Genomic DNA, 18,727 nt, shown 5'->3' on the forward strand with positions numbered 1-18,727 from the left:
CTGCTTTTTATCGAAGTCAGGAAACGCCGCGCTCGAACTATCCGCTCCCGAAGCCTAAAGGACTTCTTAAAAATAATGCTGATGTTCCCATTTGAGGCTGCGGCATAACGATTCTGCAGAAAAAGCCGTTTTTTGCGAAAACCGGCGTGGCCGGGAGAGTTTTATTTTAAAAAATCTCCAGCCATCCTCGATCCAGTTTTCTGTCTCAGCTATTCAGCTTTTTGGCGCGTTTATGTTGCTTTCATGGTGTTTCTTTCCCCTGTTCCGGGCTGCTTTTGCCTGATGTCCGCTTCTACGCGAACCCTTCGCCGTAGCGGTGGATCTTTTTCAGATTATGCACGATACAGAACAGGTTCCACTGGCTGTTGACCTTGTCTCGGCCGCGCAGGGTAAACCGGTTCAGTCTCATTACCCGGCAGATGTGGGCAAAGGGTGGTTCCGCGATTGCCAACCGCATGGCATACATGGCCCGGCCTGCTGCTGCGGAGTCGATCTTGCGTTTCATCTTCTCGATGCATGAGTCCTTGGCCTTTTCCGTCCGGCCTTGAAAAGAGGCAACCTGCCTGATCTCGGTTCTTTCCGGATGACGCAGGCATTGGCTTCTGAGCGCGCAGGGCAGGCAGGCTGATTTCGGGCCCTTGAACCGCACCGAGCGCAGTCCCTTGGTAACAACATTGCCGCCGCTTCGGTACAATCGCTTGCCGGCGGGGCAGAGACAATAACTCAGGTCATCCGCAAAGGTGAAGTCTTCGATGGTAAAGAGCCGGGTATGCCCGGACCGCCTTGCCCTTTCTTTCCTGGTCCGTTCTTTGTACCGATCCACATCGGCAAAGCGGGGATCACGTTTCCGGAAGCCGGTATCCGCCACATAGGCGTCAATTTCCTGTTCAGAGAGCATTTCCATGTTCTTGCCGCTGTGGAAACCGCTGTCAGCCGCAAGCTTTGTCTCGGCAAAAATGTTCTCTTCCTTGCCGATGGCCTGGAAATTCTCGCGGGTGCCGTCAATCATCGGTTCCAGCAAGTCATGCTCCTGCCCCTGGCCAAAGGCCTCGGCATGGACGATGATCTGGTGCTTGCCGTCCACCGCCGTCACCCCGTCATAACCCTGGATAACTCCCTTGGAGGTTTTCATCTTGGCCGAATCATTATCCGTGATGTTGCTTTTACGCGGCTTGCCGGTTTTACCCGGTTTGTCATCATTGCCATTCAGCCATTTTCTTATTTTCGTAAGCCGGTTGCGCAGGGTGGCCACATACTGCTCATCACGGCCGGTCTGTGCTCCCTCGCCCTGATTGCGGTCGCTGACATGGTGGTTTTTTACCATCGACTCAATGGCCTTTTCCATCTTGGCCGCCTTCTTCTTAAAGTCCGCCTTGGTACCGCTCCACTCCTTGGCGGCATTGGACGGCGGTTTGCAGCCGTCGATGGCAAACATCTCCTTGCCGATCAGGCCCATTTCATCACAGAGCAGCAGCACTTCCCGGAAGATGGTAATGGCCTCCTTGTCCATGGAGGAAATAAAATCGGAGATAGTGGTGAAATGGGGCCGACTGTTGGCGGACAACGCCATGAAGACGACGTTCTCCTCGCAGCAGCGGGCGATCTTGCGGCTGGAGGTGATGCCACGGGAATAGGCGAACCGGATGATTTTTAACAGGATGCGGGGATCAAAGGCCGGGGCGCCGGTTTCATCGTTCGTAAACCGACTGTCAAAACAGGTAAGGTCAAGCTCGTGGTCGATGAGGTGATTCAAGGTGAATTCGAAGGTGCCGGGCTGGATCTGTCTGGAAAACATCACCGGGATGAGCTGACCCTGGGCATAGCAGTAAGGTTTGTATTTGGCCACTGCAATTCCTCGTGCTGAAGTTACGCGGTCTTACTCCTTTCATCTGTTGCAAGATTACAATAAATCAGCCTGAAATGCCCGTATTTTATCAATGTTTTTACCTTTTTCTACAGGCTCAACGCGAACATCTGCGGCTTGACCGCAGAATGTTATTGTTGGAATTTAGTATCATGTTCCCCGAATTCCCCACTGCGATGCTCACCGGCCCCACAAAGATGACAGCGGAGCCGCCCAAAAGCCGTCTCCAAGGGGCAGGGTCTCCGAGCCATCATAAAGAATTACGCACATCTTGAGCTGTTCTCCAGCGGCACTCGATAGTCGTTTCAGACCTCTGAGGTCGCCAACCGTCACTGTCGCAGCAGCCTTCACCTCCACTCCAACCAGGTTGCCTGCTGCATTCTCAATGATGAAATCGACCTCGTATTGGTCGTGATCGCGGTAGTAAAGAAGCTGACAATTGCTCTCCGCTGTGGCCATGTGCTTGCGCAATTCACCGTAAACAAAACACTCCAGAACATTTCCAAAGCAATGACGATTCTTTTGTGCAAGTGTGGGTGTAACATTCGCCAGCGTAGATAAAAGACCGGAATCGACAAACTGTATTTTAGGTGTTTTAACGATGCGATTCAGTCTATTTTGCGCCCAGACTTCAATGCGCCTCAGCAAATACATCTGTTCGAACACGCCAATGTAGCGGGCAGCGGTCTTGTGATCCAGCCCGACTTGCCCTCCAAGCTGGGAATAGTTACACATCTGTCCGGAAACTTGTGCCAGCGCCCGCAAAAATCTGGGCAGATGATCAAGTTTTCCGACATCCGCCACATCACGCACATCACGTTGGATAATGGAGTTGATGTATTGCCTGCTCCATTCTGTCCTGCGCCGGGTTGAAGAGCGGAATACAGCTTCGGGATAGCCTCCCCGCAAAACAGTCTCGATCAAGTCATTGCCCAGAAATGGTTGTGTCGCGGTTAAAAGATGACCGGTAAAAGCGCTGTCGACCCAATTTGCGTTGCTACCGTGAATTTCGCTTTGCGACAGCGGCAGCAGAGTCAACGTTTCCATCCGCCCGGCAAGCGAGTCGGCCACCATCGGCAGAGCCATCAAATTGGCGGACCCCGTCAGAAGAAAACGGCCGGGGCGTCGATCCTCATCGACTGTTTTTTTTATAGCGAGCAACAATTGAGGGGCACGCTGGATTTCATCAATCACAGCACGATCGAGACTTCTGATCAAGCCCACGGGATCCTCTTTTGCTGCCAGCAATGTAAGTTCATCGTCCAGGGTGAGGTAGCGCATCTCTTGGGCTGCTATCTGCCGCACAAGCGTGGTTTTGCCGGCTTGGCGAGGACCGGCTACTAAAACAACGGGTGTATCAGCCATTGCCTCGGCGATGCGTGTCTCAAGAAGGCGAGGGTAGAGAACTTGAGTATTATCCATGGTCAAAAAATACCGTATAATCGGGAGGCAGTAAACTGAAATATGGGATTATGATGTCGTGCGTATGGGAATATATTACTGCATTTTTGGGGACGTTGTTACTTACGTTGCGCTGTAGCCTGTTTCTGCGACTTGGCGACCGCCCGCGTGATACTTGAGGTAGCTACGCCGAGATGCCGTGCGATTTCAGCCGCCGATAAACCAAGCTCTTCCATTCCGCGCCGGGCGATCTCCGCCCGCGTCCGGCTCACCATCGATCTGCGACTGCCACTTTCCAACTCGTTGCGGCCAACGTTCACCCTTTTGCATTCCTGCTCGATGATTTTTGTAAGCGTCAGACCTGATCTGTTGAATTTGATCTGCCGCAAAGACTTTTTTTCTGCTTCCTGCGTCACGTGATGCACGAAATCGCCGCTGCCAAGGATCCGCTCATCGGCCTTTTCCTGCTGATCTTTGCGCCTCATGGAAAGTACGTTTGACCATCCCCCGAGACTTCGGACAAGTCCGCCTCCAGAAAACTGTGGATCATGGCCCTGGTCACTGCCTTCCAGCATAAACTGCCGGTATTCTTCTATGGCTTTCCGTTTCGTGTCTCCGAATTGTGTCCATACCGTTGCAGTATCCATCCACGGGAATTTCTCCTTTTCAATAATTGCCCGATGGCCACTCCAGGGGAATGTGTCCAGTTCTGCCATGGTCTTGATGATATTTGCCCGAAGGGGATTCAGATGGATATATCGGACAAGGGCAAGGAGATAGTTGTCTTCGTCGCAGAGAATGGATTTATACCTGTTCTCAAAAAGGTGGCCTTTTCTCAGATGCTTGCGATTGAAATATTGTGCGTACCAGGTAAGCAGTTTTCTCATGACAGCCGAGATGCCGACTTGCCCGCTCCGCAACAAAAGGTGAACGTGGTTGTCCATCAGCACCCAGGCATAGATGACGCCTTGCGACTCTTGAACGGTTTGCCCCAAGCGCACAAGGAATCGGGCTTTATCTTCGGTGTCGCGGAAGATGTTGGCCCTATCGATTCCCCGGACCATAATATGATGTAATGCGCCTGGAATGTCTAATCTGGCTTGGCGTGGCATGGGGTGATTTTATCAACCCAGTAAGGCAGAGTCAAGCGTTTTGCAACGTAAGTAACAACGTCCCTGAATATTCACAACGTAAGTAACAACGTCCCTGAATATTCACAACGTAAGTAACAACGTCCCTGAATATTCAACGTCCCTGAATATTATCCCTGAATATCTCTAAATTCCTCCGTACATAATACAACATCTTGTTCCACCAACAATTTCCAACCCTCAAAAAGATTACAGCGCAACGGGCAACGCGCCTTCACACGTCACAGGATATAGACATCCTCGTTTTTCGTCACCTCTCCCTGGCCGATGATGGCGATGGCCCGTTCGCAGCCTCCGCACAGGGAATAGATTCGCACGCTGTCCTCCGCCTCGCTGATAATGTCCTGAATCCTGTCCCTCATCTTTGCCGACTGGGCGGCATCAAGCAGGCACTCAAAGACGCTGAACTGCACCCTGTCGCCGAAATCCTTGAGGGTCTTGGCAAGTCTGGTCCGCCGCCGGTCATCGGGGATATCATAGGAAACCAGATAGAGCATCCCTATCCCTCCGGCCTGAACGGCGCGTAAACCGCGTCGTCCCGGATGACGGCCGCCATCTTCTCCGCTTGCCGGCGGAAACATTTGCGTAGCGTGGTCCGCTCCCCGGTCTCGCCCAAGGTGAATTCGCCGGAAACCAGCTTTTCGTACTCGGCGAAATAACGCTTCATCGGCTCCCGCTTGAAATAAACCCCATCGCCGCCGGGATTGGCCCGGAAATCATCAGGTGAAAAAATCCGGTCATTGACCAGCCGCAGGGTCAGCCGGTCGGCCACCGGGGCGCGGAACTCCTCCATGAGATCAGCGGCCAGCGACTGCCGGCCGTAGCTGACGCTGTGGAAATAACCGAGATAGGGATCAAACCCCAGTCCGTCCAGCAGGGAGGATATTTCATTGAAGATCATGGTATAGCTGAGCGAAAGCATGGCATTGACCGGATCGGTGGGCGGTCGTTTTCGTCTCCCCGGAAAGCCGAAATCCCCCAGCAGCATCCGGCCGAAGCCCTGGAAATAGGTCCTGGCCGCATCTCCTTCAATCCCCATCAATTGCTCGATGTCCGCCGCCCCGGCAACCGCCGCCAGCTTCGCCTTCAGGTCCACGGCCGACTCCCCGAGATCAATATCCGGATGGTTGTACGAAAAATTGCGCAACATCCGCAGGCAATTGCCGATCTTGCCGGCTACGATCTCCCTGGAAATCCGTGTCCGGAAACCCTCATCCTCGTATTTCCGGAACTGCTCGATGCGCAGGGCGATATTCTTGGTGAAGGGCGAGGTGATCTGGCCGACGAGCCTGCCGGTCCGGGTGAGGATGGCCATCTCGATGCCGTGCGTAAACAGTTCGTGCACCACCTGGGTGGTGAACTGGACATTGCCGAAGATGAGCACCGCTTCGATTTTGTGGCATTGCACGTCAAGCAGGGTTTCATCATTTTTCTGCACGATGAGCCGATCCCCTGTTTTGCGGAGGATGGAATTCTGTTCGGTCAAATAGAGGTTGGCCATGGGCGAAGCTCCAGTAATTGGGAATCGCGTACTGTAAAATTCTTATTCATTTGCCTAACGGCATGAGCGTTGATCTTTACATGAAAGGCCCTGCAGCTGCGCAGCCTGCCATTCTTACTATCCGCGCGCGGGGCAATATCCAGCGAGGCTGGACATGCTTGGGCCTTCAGTATTTTTTCACGTGATAGCCTGCGCGAAAAATAGTCCATGCCGGATGCGCCCTCGCTCGACAAGATCCTTGGCCACCACCAAATCTGCCTCTGAACTTTCCGCCAATGCGCGATTTCAACGGTTGTCTCAATCCCTTCGTAATCAGGTCAATGTCGCCAACGAAGAAATGCGCGCCCTTGACCCCGCGCTTGCCGTGTCTCAATCCCTTCGTAATCAGGTCAATGTCGCCAACGGACCCGTTTACCAAGCTCTACCAGGTGGAGTATAAGTCTCAATCCCTTCGTAATCAGGTCAATGTCGCCAACTGAGGGAAAAGATGATACTATTCAACGCAATAAAGGTCTCAATCCCTTCGTAATCAGGTCAATGTCGCCAACGTGGCAAGAAGATTGCATAAATATCCGCAAAGGCCAAGGTCTCAATCCCTTCGTAATCAGGTCAATGTCGCCAACCACAGTTGGGCGAACGAGCCCTGCCCCAGTTGCCGTGTCTCAATCCCTTCGTAATCAGGTCAATGTCGCCAACGCAGCGACGGCTTATATGATGTTCCCAGCGATTGTCCCCGTCTCAATCCCTTCGTAATCAGGTCAATGTCGCCAACGGGGAAGACCGAGGGCGAGTACGTCGGGATTAAATAAGGGTCTCAATCCCTTCGTAATCAGGTCAATGTCGCCAACACAGGAAAATCATGGTTGACCCATCTCTTCTTTCCTGGAGTCTCAATCCCTTCGTAATCAGGTCAATGTCGCCAACATCGACACGGGAAAGGGGCGGCGCCAGTTTGATCAGTCTCAATCCCTTCGTAATCAGGTCAATGTCGCCAACAAAGAACTCCATTGCCATCATATTGACCCTGTAAAGTCTCAATCCCTTCGTAATCAGGTCAATGTCGCCAACTATCTGTATCAATCTTGACTGGAACAAATACATAGTCTCAATCCCTTCGTAATCAGGTCAATGTCGCCAACGCATGATTCCCCTTACACCCCTTTTGTCTTGCAAAGTCTCAATCCCTTCGTAATCAGGTCAATGTCGCCAACGAGGAAACGTGGCATCATGCGGCGGACGGATCGTCTCGGTCTCAATCCCTTCGTAATCAGGTCAATGTCGCCAACGTGGAAACCGCTGTCAGCCGCAAGCTTTGTCTCGGGTCTCAATCCCTTCGTAATCAGGTCAATGTCGCCAACTACATGGGCGAACTGGACGACCTGGGCGAGAAGCCGTCTCAATCCCTTCGTAATCAGGTCAATGTCGCCAACTCTATCACCGGATAGGGCCAGATGGTTCGATAGTTGCGTCTCAATCCCTTCGTAATCAGGTCAATGTCGCCAACGGTATTGCCGGTATTCGTTGGCCAAGTTCGGCAGTGTCTCAATCCCTTCGTAATCAGGTCAATGTCGCCAACAGTACCCCATTTTTTGACTGTGCATCCAGATACTTACAAGGCAATTTCCTGTAACCCCTTTTTTTCGTCTCATATTACAAGCGCCACCTCCTTTGATTCCGTAGTTTTATAAGCGTTTTCCTGAAAAATAACAAAAAGTTACAAATTTCCTGTAACCGCCCCATATTTTACCCCTGTTTGAAAAAATAGCCAAACAGACATAAATTCAATATGTTAAAATCAATCAATCCGCATCCAGGGGCAAATCGTTGCCTTGTCCGGCGAGATCTTTCATTTTCTGCCGGAGATATGCCTCCATGTCAAAAGGATCAGGATAAAAGAGGACCCCGTGGTTCTTCTTCGGCCGGTCAAAGGGGGTCATGATCAAACCGCCGGCAAAGGTGACCCCGAGATAGGTAAAGCCCTGTTCAAAACTGACAATATCCTTTTCGTCAAGCGCCAGCAAGAGTTTTTCCAGAACCTGTTCCGACAGTTCCAGGGCCTCGCCCGCCTCCTGCCTGGTCCTGCAGAGCACCACATAATCATCGGCATAGCGGATGAATTTATAGCCCTTGCCCAGCATCGCCTCATCGAGTTCATCAAGAAAGAGATTGGCCAGCACCGGGGAAACCGGCGAGCCCTGCGGCAGCCCTTTGCCCAGGACCGACACGGCGGTTCCGTCCCAGACCTCGGCCCTGAGCCACATTGCAATGAGTCCGAGAATCCGCCGGTCCGCCATGATCCGGCGGCATTTTTCCAGCATCAGGCCGTGGTCAACCGTATCAAAAAAGGCGTCGATATCGGCCTCAACCACCCACCGGTACCCCCTGTTCATGAAACGCCTTGATCCGCATGACCGCCTGCCGGACAGAGCGGCCCTTGCGGTAGGCGAAACTGCATTCCTCAAACTCTCTCTCCAAAAGCGGATTGATGCGATGCAGCACCGCGGTCTGGGCCACCCGGTCCCGCACCGTGGGGATGCACAGACCGCGCGGCTCGCCGTTCTTCTTCGCCACCTGAATTTTCATGAGCGGCAGAGGGAAATAGGTCCCATTATTCAACTCTGACCGCAGCCCGGCGAGATTGACGGACAGGTCCTTCTCAAACATGCCGATGGTCACCCCGTCCACCCCGGCGCAGCCGTGGTTGTCCCGTACCGCTTCGAAGGCAGCGAGGAGGGCCGCGTGATCGACCAGACTATTTGTTGTCATTTTCCGCCTCACCGGTTTCTGTTTGCCGGGTTTTTTGGGTGACCATTTCATAAAGCTCCACGAGAAGCCGTTCATGGTCACCTTCCTGGAAGTATTCCCAGGAAAACCAACGGCGTGTTTCGGTGAGTAGAAAATCCAACCAATTGCAGTAGTTGTCTGTTTTCCTGAGCTTCAATAACGCCCAGATATGCACTTTCACCGCCACCGACACCGGAATTGCCAGCAAGGCGATTTTTTCATGTTGTTGCAACGATCTGGTTGCTATTTTATAGGTTTTTATTGCCTTTTCCGGCGCAATGACCGTCCAGTACGGCTGAATTACAATCTCAAGGGTGGCGTATGTTGATTGGAGAACGATTTTGTCAGTCGGGGTTGTTCCCGTGCCAAAAGACAGCGTGATTCCTTTTGGCAATTTGATTCGCCGCGGCAAGCCGGGGAGTCCATGCCCGATCATTTCCTCGGAGTTTAATTCCAAAGAGGCTGTTTCCAGTTTGTTATGGATATCCGCATAGTCGAGATGATATTTGCCAAGAGGTGTCTGCGTATGCTCGCCGTGCAACTTGAGCATCTTCACCAGCAAGACGATGATGACCTCGCTGACGGACTGGAAAAAATATTTATTGCCAGGTCCGCGCGTGGATCCTTGCAGACCAAGTTGCGAAAGCATTCTTTCCTTTTCTTCTGGATGGAAGACCATGCATTGCTGCAGGATGCCATCCGCCAGCCGGGTTGGCGCATAACCCGGTATTTCCGCAAGGTGAGGATGACCTCCTTGCGCGACAACAGGGAAAACAACTCGGAAATTCAGCGACCGTGCGCCTTTTTCTCGCATGAAAATAAAGAGGACAAAACAAATGACCGAAAAGAAGATAATTCCCCAGTAGCGGAAAGGATACTTTAAGCTGCGATCTGCCGTGTCGTTAATAACCTCATAGAATGCGCTGGAAAAAAGATTCAGCAATACCCCAAGAAAAAGAGCCAACAGAATGATTTCGAGAATTACCCGGCGGCGGTTGCGTAACTGGCCAAGAATATCGTTTTCGAAGTGCATGAGTGGCGGAACCTTTCAAGGGATTTCTACAGGTTATGTGTAAAGCAATCCATAGGGATCTATGTTCAATTCCATAATATCCTGGTCGCCCAGGTCGATTTTTGCGCCTGGCGCATAACAGAGCAGAGGCTCCCTGGTCAGCTTCCATTTCGATTTTCCCGCCGGGTCAGCGGCATATTCCCAGCCGACAAGCGGCTCCACGGGGCCTCGAATGTTGGCCACAGCCCCAAGACCGTTTTTCGAAACAGCGACGGCATGCGCGGTGAGTACACCATCCTTGGTCAAGGAAATTTTGGCTTCCTCTTTTTTCTCCCCCGAGGCAGGCAAGGCAACAAGGGAAACCCTGCCCCAGCCATATTTCCGTTCCGCACCTAATTGCAGATCCTTCATGGCTGCTTTCCAGTTTTTCAGAACCGGGTCTGTTTCCGCCTGATCATCAACATAGACAGTGCCACGGAGAAAAACCGGTTGGGTCGCTGAGCCCTGAACAGGCCTGGAATAAGGCAACAGGTGCTCGGTTTCATGCAGGCTTCCGTCCTCGGCGGTCTGCCCGGAATAATCCAGAGCCGTGCTGGCATAACTGCCGACAAACTGGTAATCAAAGTTGGCATGTTTCCAGCGATAGGCCGGCCCGCACAGGTCAACCGCAGAGGTGATTTCATTGTTGTGTGTTTTGGGGACCGCGGGATACAGATAGCAGAAACGAAAGCACGCCCGTACTTTCTCCCCTGTGTCAAGATACGCCTGACTGTCGGCGCCCTTGCGCAGGAAATCCCTGGTTAATCTGGCGGTCAAGGCGGCCCAGAGGATCCGGCCAGGCACGTATTCCCGGCATTGTTTGAGATTGCCTGTTTTCGCAAGCCCGATGTGCAGGGGAGAATGAAGCCGAAACGCGAGGGTATATGCTGTCCAGCCCATGGCCTACTCCTTAGCGGCTTTTGCCCCGAACCGGGCATAGATGAGGGTTTGCTCGTAGAGATCACGCACGAGAAAGAGGGTGTCCAGGTTTTCGGCAACCTGGGTGCTGAAAAAATCCAAGAGTTTTTGAGGGTTATTCGTGTCTGGCATGGAGCCGATTGCAAGACTGGGAAAGAAACTCAGGGCCTGGCATAACTGGCAGCGGATGATCGGCGCCAGTTTTTCCTCTTCACTGCTGCGCGAGAAAAGAAAAAGAAGCAAGGCGTAGACCCCCTGTTCCTGAAGAACGCCGAGGGATTTGGTCGCCAGCCGTTCCAGCGTCTCGATTGCTTTTTTCCTATCGGTGGCATCCTTCTTCACATTCGCGACCATTTGTTGCGCATGGACCGCCGCTATCTGGTCAAGATTTACAGGATTAGCCATTGGCGACCTCCTTGCCTGCTGCTGGTTGAGGTGGAGCTGGCAAGCGTCGAATCCGGCCAAAGCCTCTGGTGCCCATGCCGCCGATGCCGAAATACTCCGCCAGGTCAAGACCGGCAAACACCACATCCATGGCAGTGTCATCAGATTCAGAGCCGTTACCCCATCTACCATCAGTTGCAGCCTTCATGTCATAGTATCGTAGGCAATCATCATCAAACCATTTCCTTGACTCTTCCATAGCCTTTCCAAAAACTTTCTCATCATTTTGTTCATTTTTCTTCAATAAGTTCCAATTAATCAGAAGTGGGATTTGTTCCTTCTTTCCTTCCTCATCCGATTTGTTTAACAGCGCCTGCCACCCGGAAAGTTTCGTCATTGAGGGGAATTCTTTACGGAAATCATCCTGCACGACATCCATCCAGAGAATGGTGGCTCGGGGGATGGCCTCGTAGGTAAAGAGTGCGCCGTCGCTTGCGGCGCCGGTTTCCGGATCAATACTCACCGAGGTACGCACCTCAAGATTGGAGTTGACGATCTGGGGGAAGACCCCATCGCTCACAATGACCATTCTGTTCTGAATATCCGTGGGAATGTTTCCGTTAACAGGGGGAAGTGTTTTGTTGCCCCCTTCTTTCTCCAGCATCAGCCAGCCAAGATTGATGCAGTTCTTCTGAGTAACCTCAGATTTCCATATGGCTTTGGACTTATCGGATAGTGATGGAATGCCGGTTATACCCATGTCCCGCAGCGCCGAAGGGCAGGTCACCCATACCGGACCGGTCATGGAATAGACCGGAAACAGCAGGATTCTGGCATCGGAGAGGGAAACCACCCCGGCGGACGACTTGCCGGTGTTGGGGCTGTTGACAAACCCGAAGGTATAGCAGATCGGGCAGGTCGGCTGGCCGCAATGGCCTGTCTGGCCGGCGCATTTCATCTTATTGAAACGCCTGGCGGCATATTGGCGAATGGCGCCGCTGAGACTTGTGCCGGGGATCTTCGGCAGCCGGGTGCCCGGCTCCCGGACAATGGTATTGTCCACCCTTCCCAACCGCATGCCTCCGGTGCCGACATGCACCGGGTCAATGGTCATTAAAATGATCTGATTTCCATAAGTTACATTCAACGGATCACTCATCGTCTTGCTCCTTCTTTTCAGTTTCAGGGCGTTCCTTTTGCACCTGCATGTAAAGTTCGATGGTATCGGTCAGCAGCCCGCTTGCAGCAAAATGCGCCCATTGCGCAAGCCACGCATCCTTATCCGGATCGGCTCCCCAGTGCTTACACGGGTTTTTGTTTTTGTCCTTCCAGTCGAGCTTGGCCAGGCAATCTCGAAAAAATTGTTCAAGCTCATTGCGAAGTCCGGCATCCGATTTTTCCCATGTCGATAACTTTGCCTCGATGATACTGTGCAGTCCGTAGATCTGATTGGTCGTCAGGCAACTGAAAAGCGTCCGCCGGATGGAGTCAATTTTTTCCATCTCATCAAGCAGGTAGGGGCGGTGCCGCTGTTCCGGGTTGAGCCGGCAGCCATCCTCCCCATAACCGATCTCGAAACGACGGGCCGCGGTGTCGAGCCATACCCAGTCCAGGGTGGAGGGGGCAAAGAAGATCTTGTCACCCGCCTGAAGGGATTCGACATGACGCATGGTCACAACGTTGTCCTTTTCCGTATCTTTGTCCTGTCGGGTAACTTTCCAGTCCCCCGGCCTGCCGCTGTCGGTCTCTTCAGAGGCTGCCAGCTTGACATGCGGATACCACGCGTCTTTTGTCTCGCCATCGCCCATGCAGGCGGGCACATGCCACATGATGGTTTTGCCATGGTTTTCGTTGCGCAGCGCAACGACGCATACTTCGGCAAAATGGTCATTATCACAGCGCAGAAATTGTTTCTCATCGGGAAGATCATCAGTAATGTGCTTTAATTCCTCAACCACCCATCTGTCCGGCATGGACCTTTTCTGCGTGAGCATTCTGACGCCGGCATTGAGGATCGCCCGGAGCGGTGTGCGATGCTGAGCAAACACAATGCCAAGATGGATGGGCAGCCGGTTGAGCACCTTGCCCATTTCCCGCTCGTATTTTTCCTTGATGCGGCGGGCAATCTCCCAGCCCTTATCGCCAGGGACAAGGGCCATGAAATGCTGGGGCTCGCGGAGAATGGGAATGGCGGGGATATATTCAGAATCTGCGACTTGTTCGGTTGCCCGTATCGTGATTAAACCCCACTCCTTATCTTTACCTCCGTACCCGCTGGGTTCATAAATAGGTATGGTTTTGTTGCGAAGGAATTCCTCAATGGAAGACTCTTTTAATTGATTTGCGAGATATTCAAGATTGTCCGCGCTGATGAAGCGACCTTGACCATTGTTATGAATAGGATCCCAGACAACATTCATCTTTATGACACCTTTCAGAAGAAGCTCATAGGCATGAAATTTCCCCGGCATTTGATTTGTGTCTTCTTTCCCCGCTTCAAGCTTTCCCATGATTTGTAGGCGCGGGCCTTTACGGAGAGTAACTTTTTCGATGCTGTCAGTGATCTCCCGCCAGAATTGGCGTGTCACCTCCCAAACCCGGCGCAAGCGGGCAAAGGATTGCGAGCGGGCACCTTTCTGAAAACTGTCGGCACAGTTTTTTCGGTTTTCAACTTGAGAGGGATAGAAGTGATTGTCGAGAAAATGGTGCAGATCAAATGAGCCCGTTATAAGGGCAAGGCGTTCGTTGCGATCGGCAACCTCATCCGTCCAGACCGTAAACTCGCCAAGCTTTTCTGTGGCCCATTCTTCGGCGATGCCACGTCTTCGGTCCATGCAGATGCAGCAGATATGCCGGGATGCGGCCTTGTCACGATAATAGTCAGGGTTATGCCGGTAGCCGTCAACCTTATGGGCGCCATAGCCTTGGGGCCGGAGCCCGCAGGCAGTGCAAATCTGACGGGGGGCATGTTGCTGATTGGCCCAGGCCTCCTCCATCTCTTTTATGTTCACTTCAAGCGCGGGATCACCATGGTGAAAAGACTTAATGGCGCGGTCGATTTGCTTTCTTTCGTTTTCTCCTCGAATCGGCCATGAGGTGAAATGACCGGAAAGGATGATCTCGGGTTTTACGTCTACCTTCTCGAAGGCTGCGTCTATTATCTCCCGGGTTGTCATGTACAACCCGGAGTCCTTCGGGACATCGGGGAACACAAAGGCCGAACCATTTTCATCCCGGTACACCTCCATGGCCAGAGGGATATCCTCCAGATTGCGCCTGACACCTTCAAGGGATTCATGAAGAAGCTTTTGGCGCACCCTGATGTCCGCCATTTTGGCGGCCTGGCTCAAATAGGTCAGCCCATCAACGCTGACCCGCAATATCCGCCACGTCAGGCTGTTTGGAGAGGCGTCATTATCAAAAAACCGGTGAGAAATCGCTTGGTTCCGGTAGATCAGGCCGTTGGCAAAGGCCAGCAGAAAGGCGGTTCCGGCGTGGCCGATATCCCAGACAGACACGTCATTGATGGGCCGGTTGGTATCGGCGATGGCCTGCGACAGGGGCTTTTGCAGCTCCCCGGCGAAAAGTGTAAATGGGAATGGGGTCGCCCTGTTCAGCAAATATTTCTGGATAATCCCTTCAACTTCCAGCTTCAGTTCATCTATTTGCGGTGTGCCGTTGGGATCTGAACAGTCCTTTATTCTCCGTTCCCACCCGAAGGGGGTGGCCTGCCAGAGGTTTTTGGGGTCTTTTTGTGGGTCCTTGAGAATACCTTCTTTCTCTCCACCGGAGGCGGCGCGATGGGCGCGGTTCATGAGATGGGTGAGGCGGGACCCCTTGGAGAAAATTTTTTCAATGCCGTAAGGCCCTCCTGTTGGGATGGCGTACAATTGGCTTTCCGGTTTCCCCTGCCCGAGATATTCTATTAAATCCCCAGGACGGTAAAGACGATCATCAAAGGGGAAGGGTAACGCGAAGCAGTTACCGGCCAGTGCCTCTATCGTTTCATCGGTCAAGATAACGGAAGTGGGCATGACGTTGCGGTGTTTCTCTTCCCAAAGTTCCTCCATTGTCGAGGGAGTCGCCGCCAGATCGCAACTGACTAATCCAATTATATGCTGGAAAAGAAATGTTTTTGGTTTGCCGGACAGAATATCTTCAATAAAATGGGAACTCACCTTGCCCAGGTTGTGGAGGAGCGCCCCTGCCAAGGCAAGTAGGATACCCTCCCTATGTGATCCGATCATGCGTATAAAATTCTGTGCGTTGTCAGGTGTGGCTGCCATTTCGCTGTTCCTCGTCAAAAGTCGCTGAATCTCCGGCTTCTTTGTCAATTGGATATTGGGACCTGCAGAACTCTTTGAATCCATCGAGCAAGGCGAAAGGCTTGCCTGTACTCGGGTCTAAGATGTTTGCCAACCCGTAACCGCTGCTGGTTTTGGCTCCGAATCCATGTGTTGTCATCATGGCCCAGACCCCATCAGTCACGGTGTCGAAATCAGTCATGCGGCTTTCCGGGGTGGTGCCGCCAAAGGGGGCATACAGCAAGTTGAAGGTTCCTTCTGTGTCCTTGGGGACGCATTCCAGGTAAATGGGGTGCGTGCCTGCACCGGTTAACCGGCTGTGGGGGTTGATGGCTTCAAGGCCGATCCTGTTAAAGTAGGTGGGGTAAAAATAGAGGCAGCCTTGATATCCATCGATATCTTTATTTCGCAAATTTTCACCTTCGAGCTGATGCAGGAAATCCTCGCCGATTTTTTTTGCCTCATTCCCGATGCCCTCGCTCCATTCTTTGTATTGACTTTCATCCGACGACGCCGTTTCGATTCGGAATATGGCCAAGGCTCTGTTGAGAAAATCGCCGGAGCCATCCTTTTCATTGCCAAAAAGCCGCCAGAGACTTTGGCGTTTAGCGAAAAATTGTGCTTCACTCAGCTTGCCATCCTGCAGATCGGCCACCAGTTCCCGGATTACCACCGACCGCAAATTCCCCTTCCACTGGCTTGCGGCAATATAGGGTACCTTGAAAACCCATTCCTTTCTGACCGGATTGTCGACAGGGTAAAAGTCAGAGTCATCCTTGCTCAGATAGTTTTTTTTGAGCTTGAAAGTCAGACAGAGCGGCCATGACTGGCTGGGGATGCGTTCCGAGGGTGGTGAAGCTGGTTCAAGACCTAAATCTTTAATTAGATTTTTCCTGGCGGCAAAAAAACTCTCGGAGAAGATATTCTTGTATAGACGAGGAAGGCATTCTCTAACCTTTTTTTTTGCCCTTCCGTCCTTGTTTTCTTTCCTATTATCTTCTTGCTTTTTTTGGGTATTTGCATTCGTCTGAGCAAGTAACTGTACCCGCGCGAATGAGTCAGATATATCCCGAAATTTGTCTATCGTTGGATCTCTTCTTCCATTACCGCAAGCCAATAAGTCAACAATCTCTTCCTGAAACTTTTCCTGCTGTTCCTCTCTTTTTGAAAAAAATGTGTATTCGGCGAAATAATCATATTTCATCATATTGATGCCCCCTCTTTCTCTTGCAGAAGAGTTTCCAGGTAATTTAGGCCGTCTTCAGACTCACAACTGAGCCATTCCCGATCTGCTACCTCATGATTGCCCCAATCACCGGATATGTAATCAATAAAAGCCGAGGAGCACATTTCCTGCTGCAAACAGGCCAGCAAAAAATGCTGCATGTCTTCATCCGGCATCACCTCATCGTTGATGGGCAGCCAGCCCCAGATGCGGAACTCCCAGAGATTTTCCTTTAGGTCAATGCAATAGGCATGGGATACGTTGATTTTTGAGGCTAATCCCCGCATTATCTGGCAATTCTTAGGTGGAGGATATTTTTTTACGGGCAGGTATGTGTTTTGGTCCAGCTCGTCTGTTGAGCCGAATAGATAATTATCCAGACCCTCATCCAGTGTTTTTCCTCTTTTGTAACGCAACCAGTTGCGTAGTGTCGGGGATGTCGGCACTAACCCCCATCCCCGTGGACGGGAACAACGAAGCATGAAACTTTGAGAAAAATAGGCCATAGTTATTCCCTAAATTTTCCATCACGAAAACAAAAGGAGGATAACCATGGCCAGGAAGGGAAAAGATACCAGATTACTATCAGTCATACACCCAATTTGTTGTGGACTTGATGTTCACAAAGGGAAAATTTCAGCCTGCTTGATCACAATGGACCAAACAGGCAAAGAAGCATACGAAATACGCGAGTATGGCACATTCACCGATGAACTTATCGAGTTACGGGAGTGGTTGATAGATAGCCACTGTCCCATTGTTGCCATGGAAAGCACAGGAGTATACTGGCGTCCGGTTCATAATATAATTGAAGGGTACCTGGAAGTCATTCTTGTCAATGCTCGTCATGTAAAAAATGTACCAGGCCGCAAGACCGACATTGAAGATAGCCGCTGGCTTGCTGGTTTACTCAGGGTAGGACTTGTCCGTGGCAGCTTTATTCCCGAGAAGTCAGTTCGCCATTGGCGGGAATTGGGTCGGAGCAGGAAGAAATACAGTCAAAGTCTCGGAGACCACAAAAGACGTGTTCATAAGGTTTTCGAGACGGCCAATATCAAGATCGACAGTGTTGTATCAGATCTTTTTGGAGTAACGGGTCGGAATCTGATAGAGCTTCTCTGTGCCGCGGAATCACCAATCGGCCTTGAGCAAATAGAACAATGCACCAAGGGCAGTTTGAAGTCGAAAGTAAAAGAGTTGTATCGAAGCATACAGGGCTTTTTTGAAGATCACCATCGTTTCTTGCTGATGAGTTTGATGAGGATGATCACAATCATCGAGACGGAAATAGCCATCATCACAGAACGGATGCAGGCAATGATGTCCAGCCATGATGACATAATCAGCCGTCTTGATGTTGTTCCGGGGATAAATGAAGTTTCTGCTCAATATGTCCTCGGTGAACTTGGACCAACCCTGCAAGAGTTTTCCTCCTCAGGGGCACTGGCGTCCTGGTCAGGATTATGCCCGGGGAACAATGAAAGTGCAGGCAAAAGGCGTAGCGGGAAGTCGCCTGTTCGCAAGCATGTTTTCAAGACTGTCATGGTGGAGATAGCCTGGGCGGCGGTAAAAACAAAAGGGACGTATTACCGAGACAAATATTACCGGATTCGAGCCCGATTAGGTCCACGAAAAGCCATTGTGGCAATAGCCCATCGGATACTGAAGGCCATTTACGCAATTATCAAGAATGGTGAGGAATATAAAGAGCTTGGAGAGGATTATCTTTCCAGGAAGAATGCCGAGAACAAGATAACCATATTGAAAAGAAAGGCAAAAGAATTGGGTTATGAACTGGTGCCCATTGCGGCATCATAAGGGTAATAAGACCTGCGAAGAAATAAATTACGTCAGCAGAGGTCGATTGTTAACTGAAGCCATTGAGCGCGGCACTAACATGACCGACAGCCATCTGTACAACGAATTGTCAGTCCGTATTACGGAACTACGAATATAAAAATTATCTGCCAGAGGCTGATTCTGACACAATTAAAAAAAAAAGGACTTTGTTGCCCCCCAAACTGAGAGTTTCATATAAAGAAAGAACGAACACCGCAGAAAAAAAGCATAGCCCACAACGTGGCACCGCTTTTGCAATTAACCAAAACCAAGAAAAAAAACACAACTCCCCATGGAAATAGGTC

The 18,727-nt window shown here is 51.4% G+C and carries 15 protein-coding genes and 1 CRISPR repeat array; of the genes, 1 reads left to right on the top strand and 14 read right to left on the bottom strand.

What is annotated here, in order from left to right; translation table 11 throughout:
- Nucleotides 1-292: 292 nt before the first annotated feature.
- The 14 genes from BM485_13625 to BM485_13690 form a co-directional block, all read right to left on the bottom strand.
- Complete coding sequence (locus BM485_13625; protein OKY74488.1) at nt 293-1,846, bottom strand: transposase; 1,554 nt, start codon at nt 1,844-1,846, stop codon at nt 293-295.
- Between the two features lie 198 nt (nt 1,847-2,044).
- Nucleotides 2,045-3,286 (bottom strand): AAA family ATPase, encoded by a 1,242-nt coding sequence (locus tag BM485_13630; GenBank protein ID OKY74489.1) that lies wholly within the window; start codon nt 3,284-3,286, stop codon nt 2,045-2,047.
- Nucleotides 3,287-3,384: 98 nt separating this feature from the next.
- Nucleotides 3,385-4,377 (bottom strand): hypothetical protein, encoded by a 993-nt coding sequence (locus BM485_13635; protein OKY74490.1) that lies wholly within the window; start codon nt 4,375-4,377, stop codon nt 3,385-3,387.
- A 260-nt stretch (nt 4,378-4,637) separates the two neighbouring features.
- A complete protein-coding gene (locus BM485_13640; protein OKY74491.1) occupies nt 4,638-4,913 on the bottom strand; it encodes a CRISPR-associated endonuclease Cas2 in 276 nt (91 codons plus the stop codon).
- A 2-nt stretch (nt 4,914-4,915) separates the two neighbouring features.
- A complete protein-coding gene (locus BM485_13645) occupies nt 4,916-5,917 on the bottom strand; it encodes a CRISPR-associated endonuclease Cas1 (GenBank protein OKY74492.1) in 1,002 nt (333 codons plus the stop codon).
- 294 nt (nt 5,918-6,211) lie between these two features.
- Nucleotides 6,212-7,493: direct repeats of the CRISPR family, unit length 37 nt; unit sequence GTCTCAATCCCTTCGTAATCAGGTCAATGTCGCCAAC.
- 223 nt (nt 7,494-7,716) lie between these two features.
- Nucleotides 7,717-8,307, bottom strand: coding sequence for a hypothetical protein (locus BM485_13650; protein ID OKY74493.1), 591 nt, complete (start codon nt 8,305-8,307; stop codon nt 7,717-7,719).
- Entirely contained in the window at nt 8,279-8,683 is a 405-nt protein-coding gene (locus BM485_13655) for a hypothetical protein (protein ID OKY74494.1), read from the bottom strand. The genes BM485_13650 and BM485_13655 overlap by 29 nt, the downstream gene beginning before the upstream one ends.
- Nucleotides 8,670-9,734, bottom strand: a complete 1,065-nt coding sequence (locus BM485_13660; protein ID OKY74495.1) for a hypothetical protein — start codon at nt 9,732-9,734, stop codon at nt 8,670-8,672. Before BM485_13660 ends, BM485_13655 begins: the two co-directional genes overlap by 14 nt.
- A gap of 33 nt (nt 9,735-9,767) precedes the next feature.
- Nucleotides 9,768-10,652 (bottom strand): hypothetical protein, encoded by an 885-nt coding sequence (locus BM485_13665; protein ID OKY74496.1) that lies wholly within the window; start codon nt 10,650-10,652, stop codon nt 9,768-9,770.
- Nucleotides 10,653-10,655: 3 nt separating this feature from the next.
- Nucleotides 10,656-11,075 (bottom strand): hypothetical protein, encoded by a 420-nt coding sequence (locus BM485_13670; protein OKY74497.1) that lies wholly within the window; start codon nt 11,073-11,075, stop codon nt 10,656-10,658.
- Nucleotides 11,068-12,213: a type III-B CRISPR module RAMP protein Cmr4 gene (locus BM485_13675; GenBank protein ID OKY74498.1), complete on the bottom strand. Its 1,146-nt coding sequence runs from the start codon at nt 12,211-12,213 to the stop codon at nt 11,068-11,070. The genes BM485_13670 and BM485_13675 overlap by 8 nt, the downstream gene beginning before the upstream one ends.
- The gene (locus BM485_13680) at nt 12,206-15,340 is read right to left on the bottom strand and encodes a hypothetical protein (GenBank protein OKY74499.1); all 3,135 of its coding nucleotides are present in this window, start codon (nt 15,338-15,340) and stop codon (nt 12,206-12,208) included. Before BM485_13680 ends, BM485_13675 begins: the two co-directional genes overlap by 8 nt.
- Complete coding sequence (locus tag BM485_13685; GenBank protein OKY74500.1) at nt 15,324-16,565, bottom strand: hypothetical protein; 1,242 nt, start codon at nt 16,563-16,565, stop codon at nt 15,324-15,326. The genes BM485_13680 and BM485_13685 overlap by 17 nt, the downstream gene beginning before the upstream one ends.
- Nucleotides 16,562-16,870 carry a hypothetical protein gene (locus BM485_13690; GenBank protein OKY74501.1) on the bottom strand — a complete coding sequence of 103 codons (309 nt, stop codon included), beginning with the start codon at nt 16,868-16,870 and terminating at the stop codon, nt 16,562-16,564. Before BM485_13690 ends, BM485_13685 begins: the two co-directional genes overlap by 4 nt.
- Nucleotides 16,871-17,135: 265 nt before the next feature.
- On the opposite strand from BM485_13690, the gene BM485_13695 reads away from it, so the two are divergent.
- A complete protein-coding gene (locus tag BM485_13695) occupies nt 17,136-18,401 on the top strand; it encodes an IS110 family transposase (GenBank protein ID OKY74502.1) in 1,266 nt (421 codons plus the stop codon).
- Nucleotides 18,402-18,727: the final 326 nt, after the last annotated feature.

The sequence above is a fragment of the Desulfobulbaceae bacterium DB1 genome, assembly GCA_001914235.1.
Taxonomy (GTDB): Bacteria; Desulfobacterota; Desulfobulbia; order Desulfobulbales; family SURF-16; genus DB1.

Coding starts and splice junctions, on each gene's coding strand:
- BM485_13630 (OKY74489.1), bottom strand. CDS start 3,286: ATGGATAATACTCAAGTTCTCTACCCTCGCCTTCTTGAGACACGCATC.
- BM485_13635 (OKY74490.1), bottom strand. CDS start 4,377: ATGCCACGCCAAGCCAGATTAGACATTCCAGGCGCATTACATCATATT.
- BM485_13640 (OKY74491.1), bottom strand. CDS start 4,913: ATGCTCTATCTGGTTTCCTATGATATCCCCGATGACCGGCGGCGGACC.
- BM485_13645 (OKY74492.1), bottom strand. CDS start 5,917: ATGGCCAACCTCTATTTGACCGAACAGAATTCCATCCTCCGCAAAACA.
- BM485_13650 (OKY74493.1), bottom strand. CDS start 8,307: ATGAACAGGGGGTACCGGTGGGTGGTTGAGGCCGATATCGACGCCTTT.
- BM485_13655 (OKY74494.1), bottom strand. CDS start 8,683: ATGACAACAAATAGTCTGGTCGATCACGCGGCCCTCCTCGCTGCCTTC.
- BM485_13660 (OKY74495.1), bottom strand. CDS start 9,734: ATGCACTTCGAAAACGATATTCTTGGCCAGTTACGCAACCGCCGCCGG.
- BM485_13665 (OKY74496.1), bottom strand. CDS start 10,652: ATGGGCTGGACAGCATATACCCTCGCGTTTCGGCTTCATTCTCCCCTG.
- BM485_13670 (OKY74497.1), bottom strand. CDS start 11,075: ATGGCTAATCCTGTAAATCTTGACCAGATAGCGGCGGTCCATGCGCAA.
- BM485_13675 (OKY74498.1), bottom strand. CDS start 12,213: ATGAGTGATCCGTTGAATGTAACTTATGGAAATCAGATCATTTTAATG.
- BM485_13680 (OKY74499.1), bottom strand. CDS start 15,340: ATGGCAGCCACACCTGACAACGCACAGAATTTTATACGCATGATCGGA.
- BM485_13685 (OKY74500.1), bottom strand. CDS start 16,565: ATGATGAAATATGATTATTTCGCCGAATACACATTTTTTTCAAAAAGA.
- BM485_13690 (OKY74501.1), bottom strand. CDS start 16,870: ATGCGGGGATTAGCCTCAAAAATCAACGTATCCCATGCCTATTGCATT.
- BM485_13695 (OKY74502.1), top strand. CDS start 17,136: ATGGCCAGGAAGGGAAAAGATACCAGATTACTATCAGTCATACACCCA.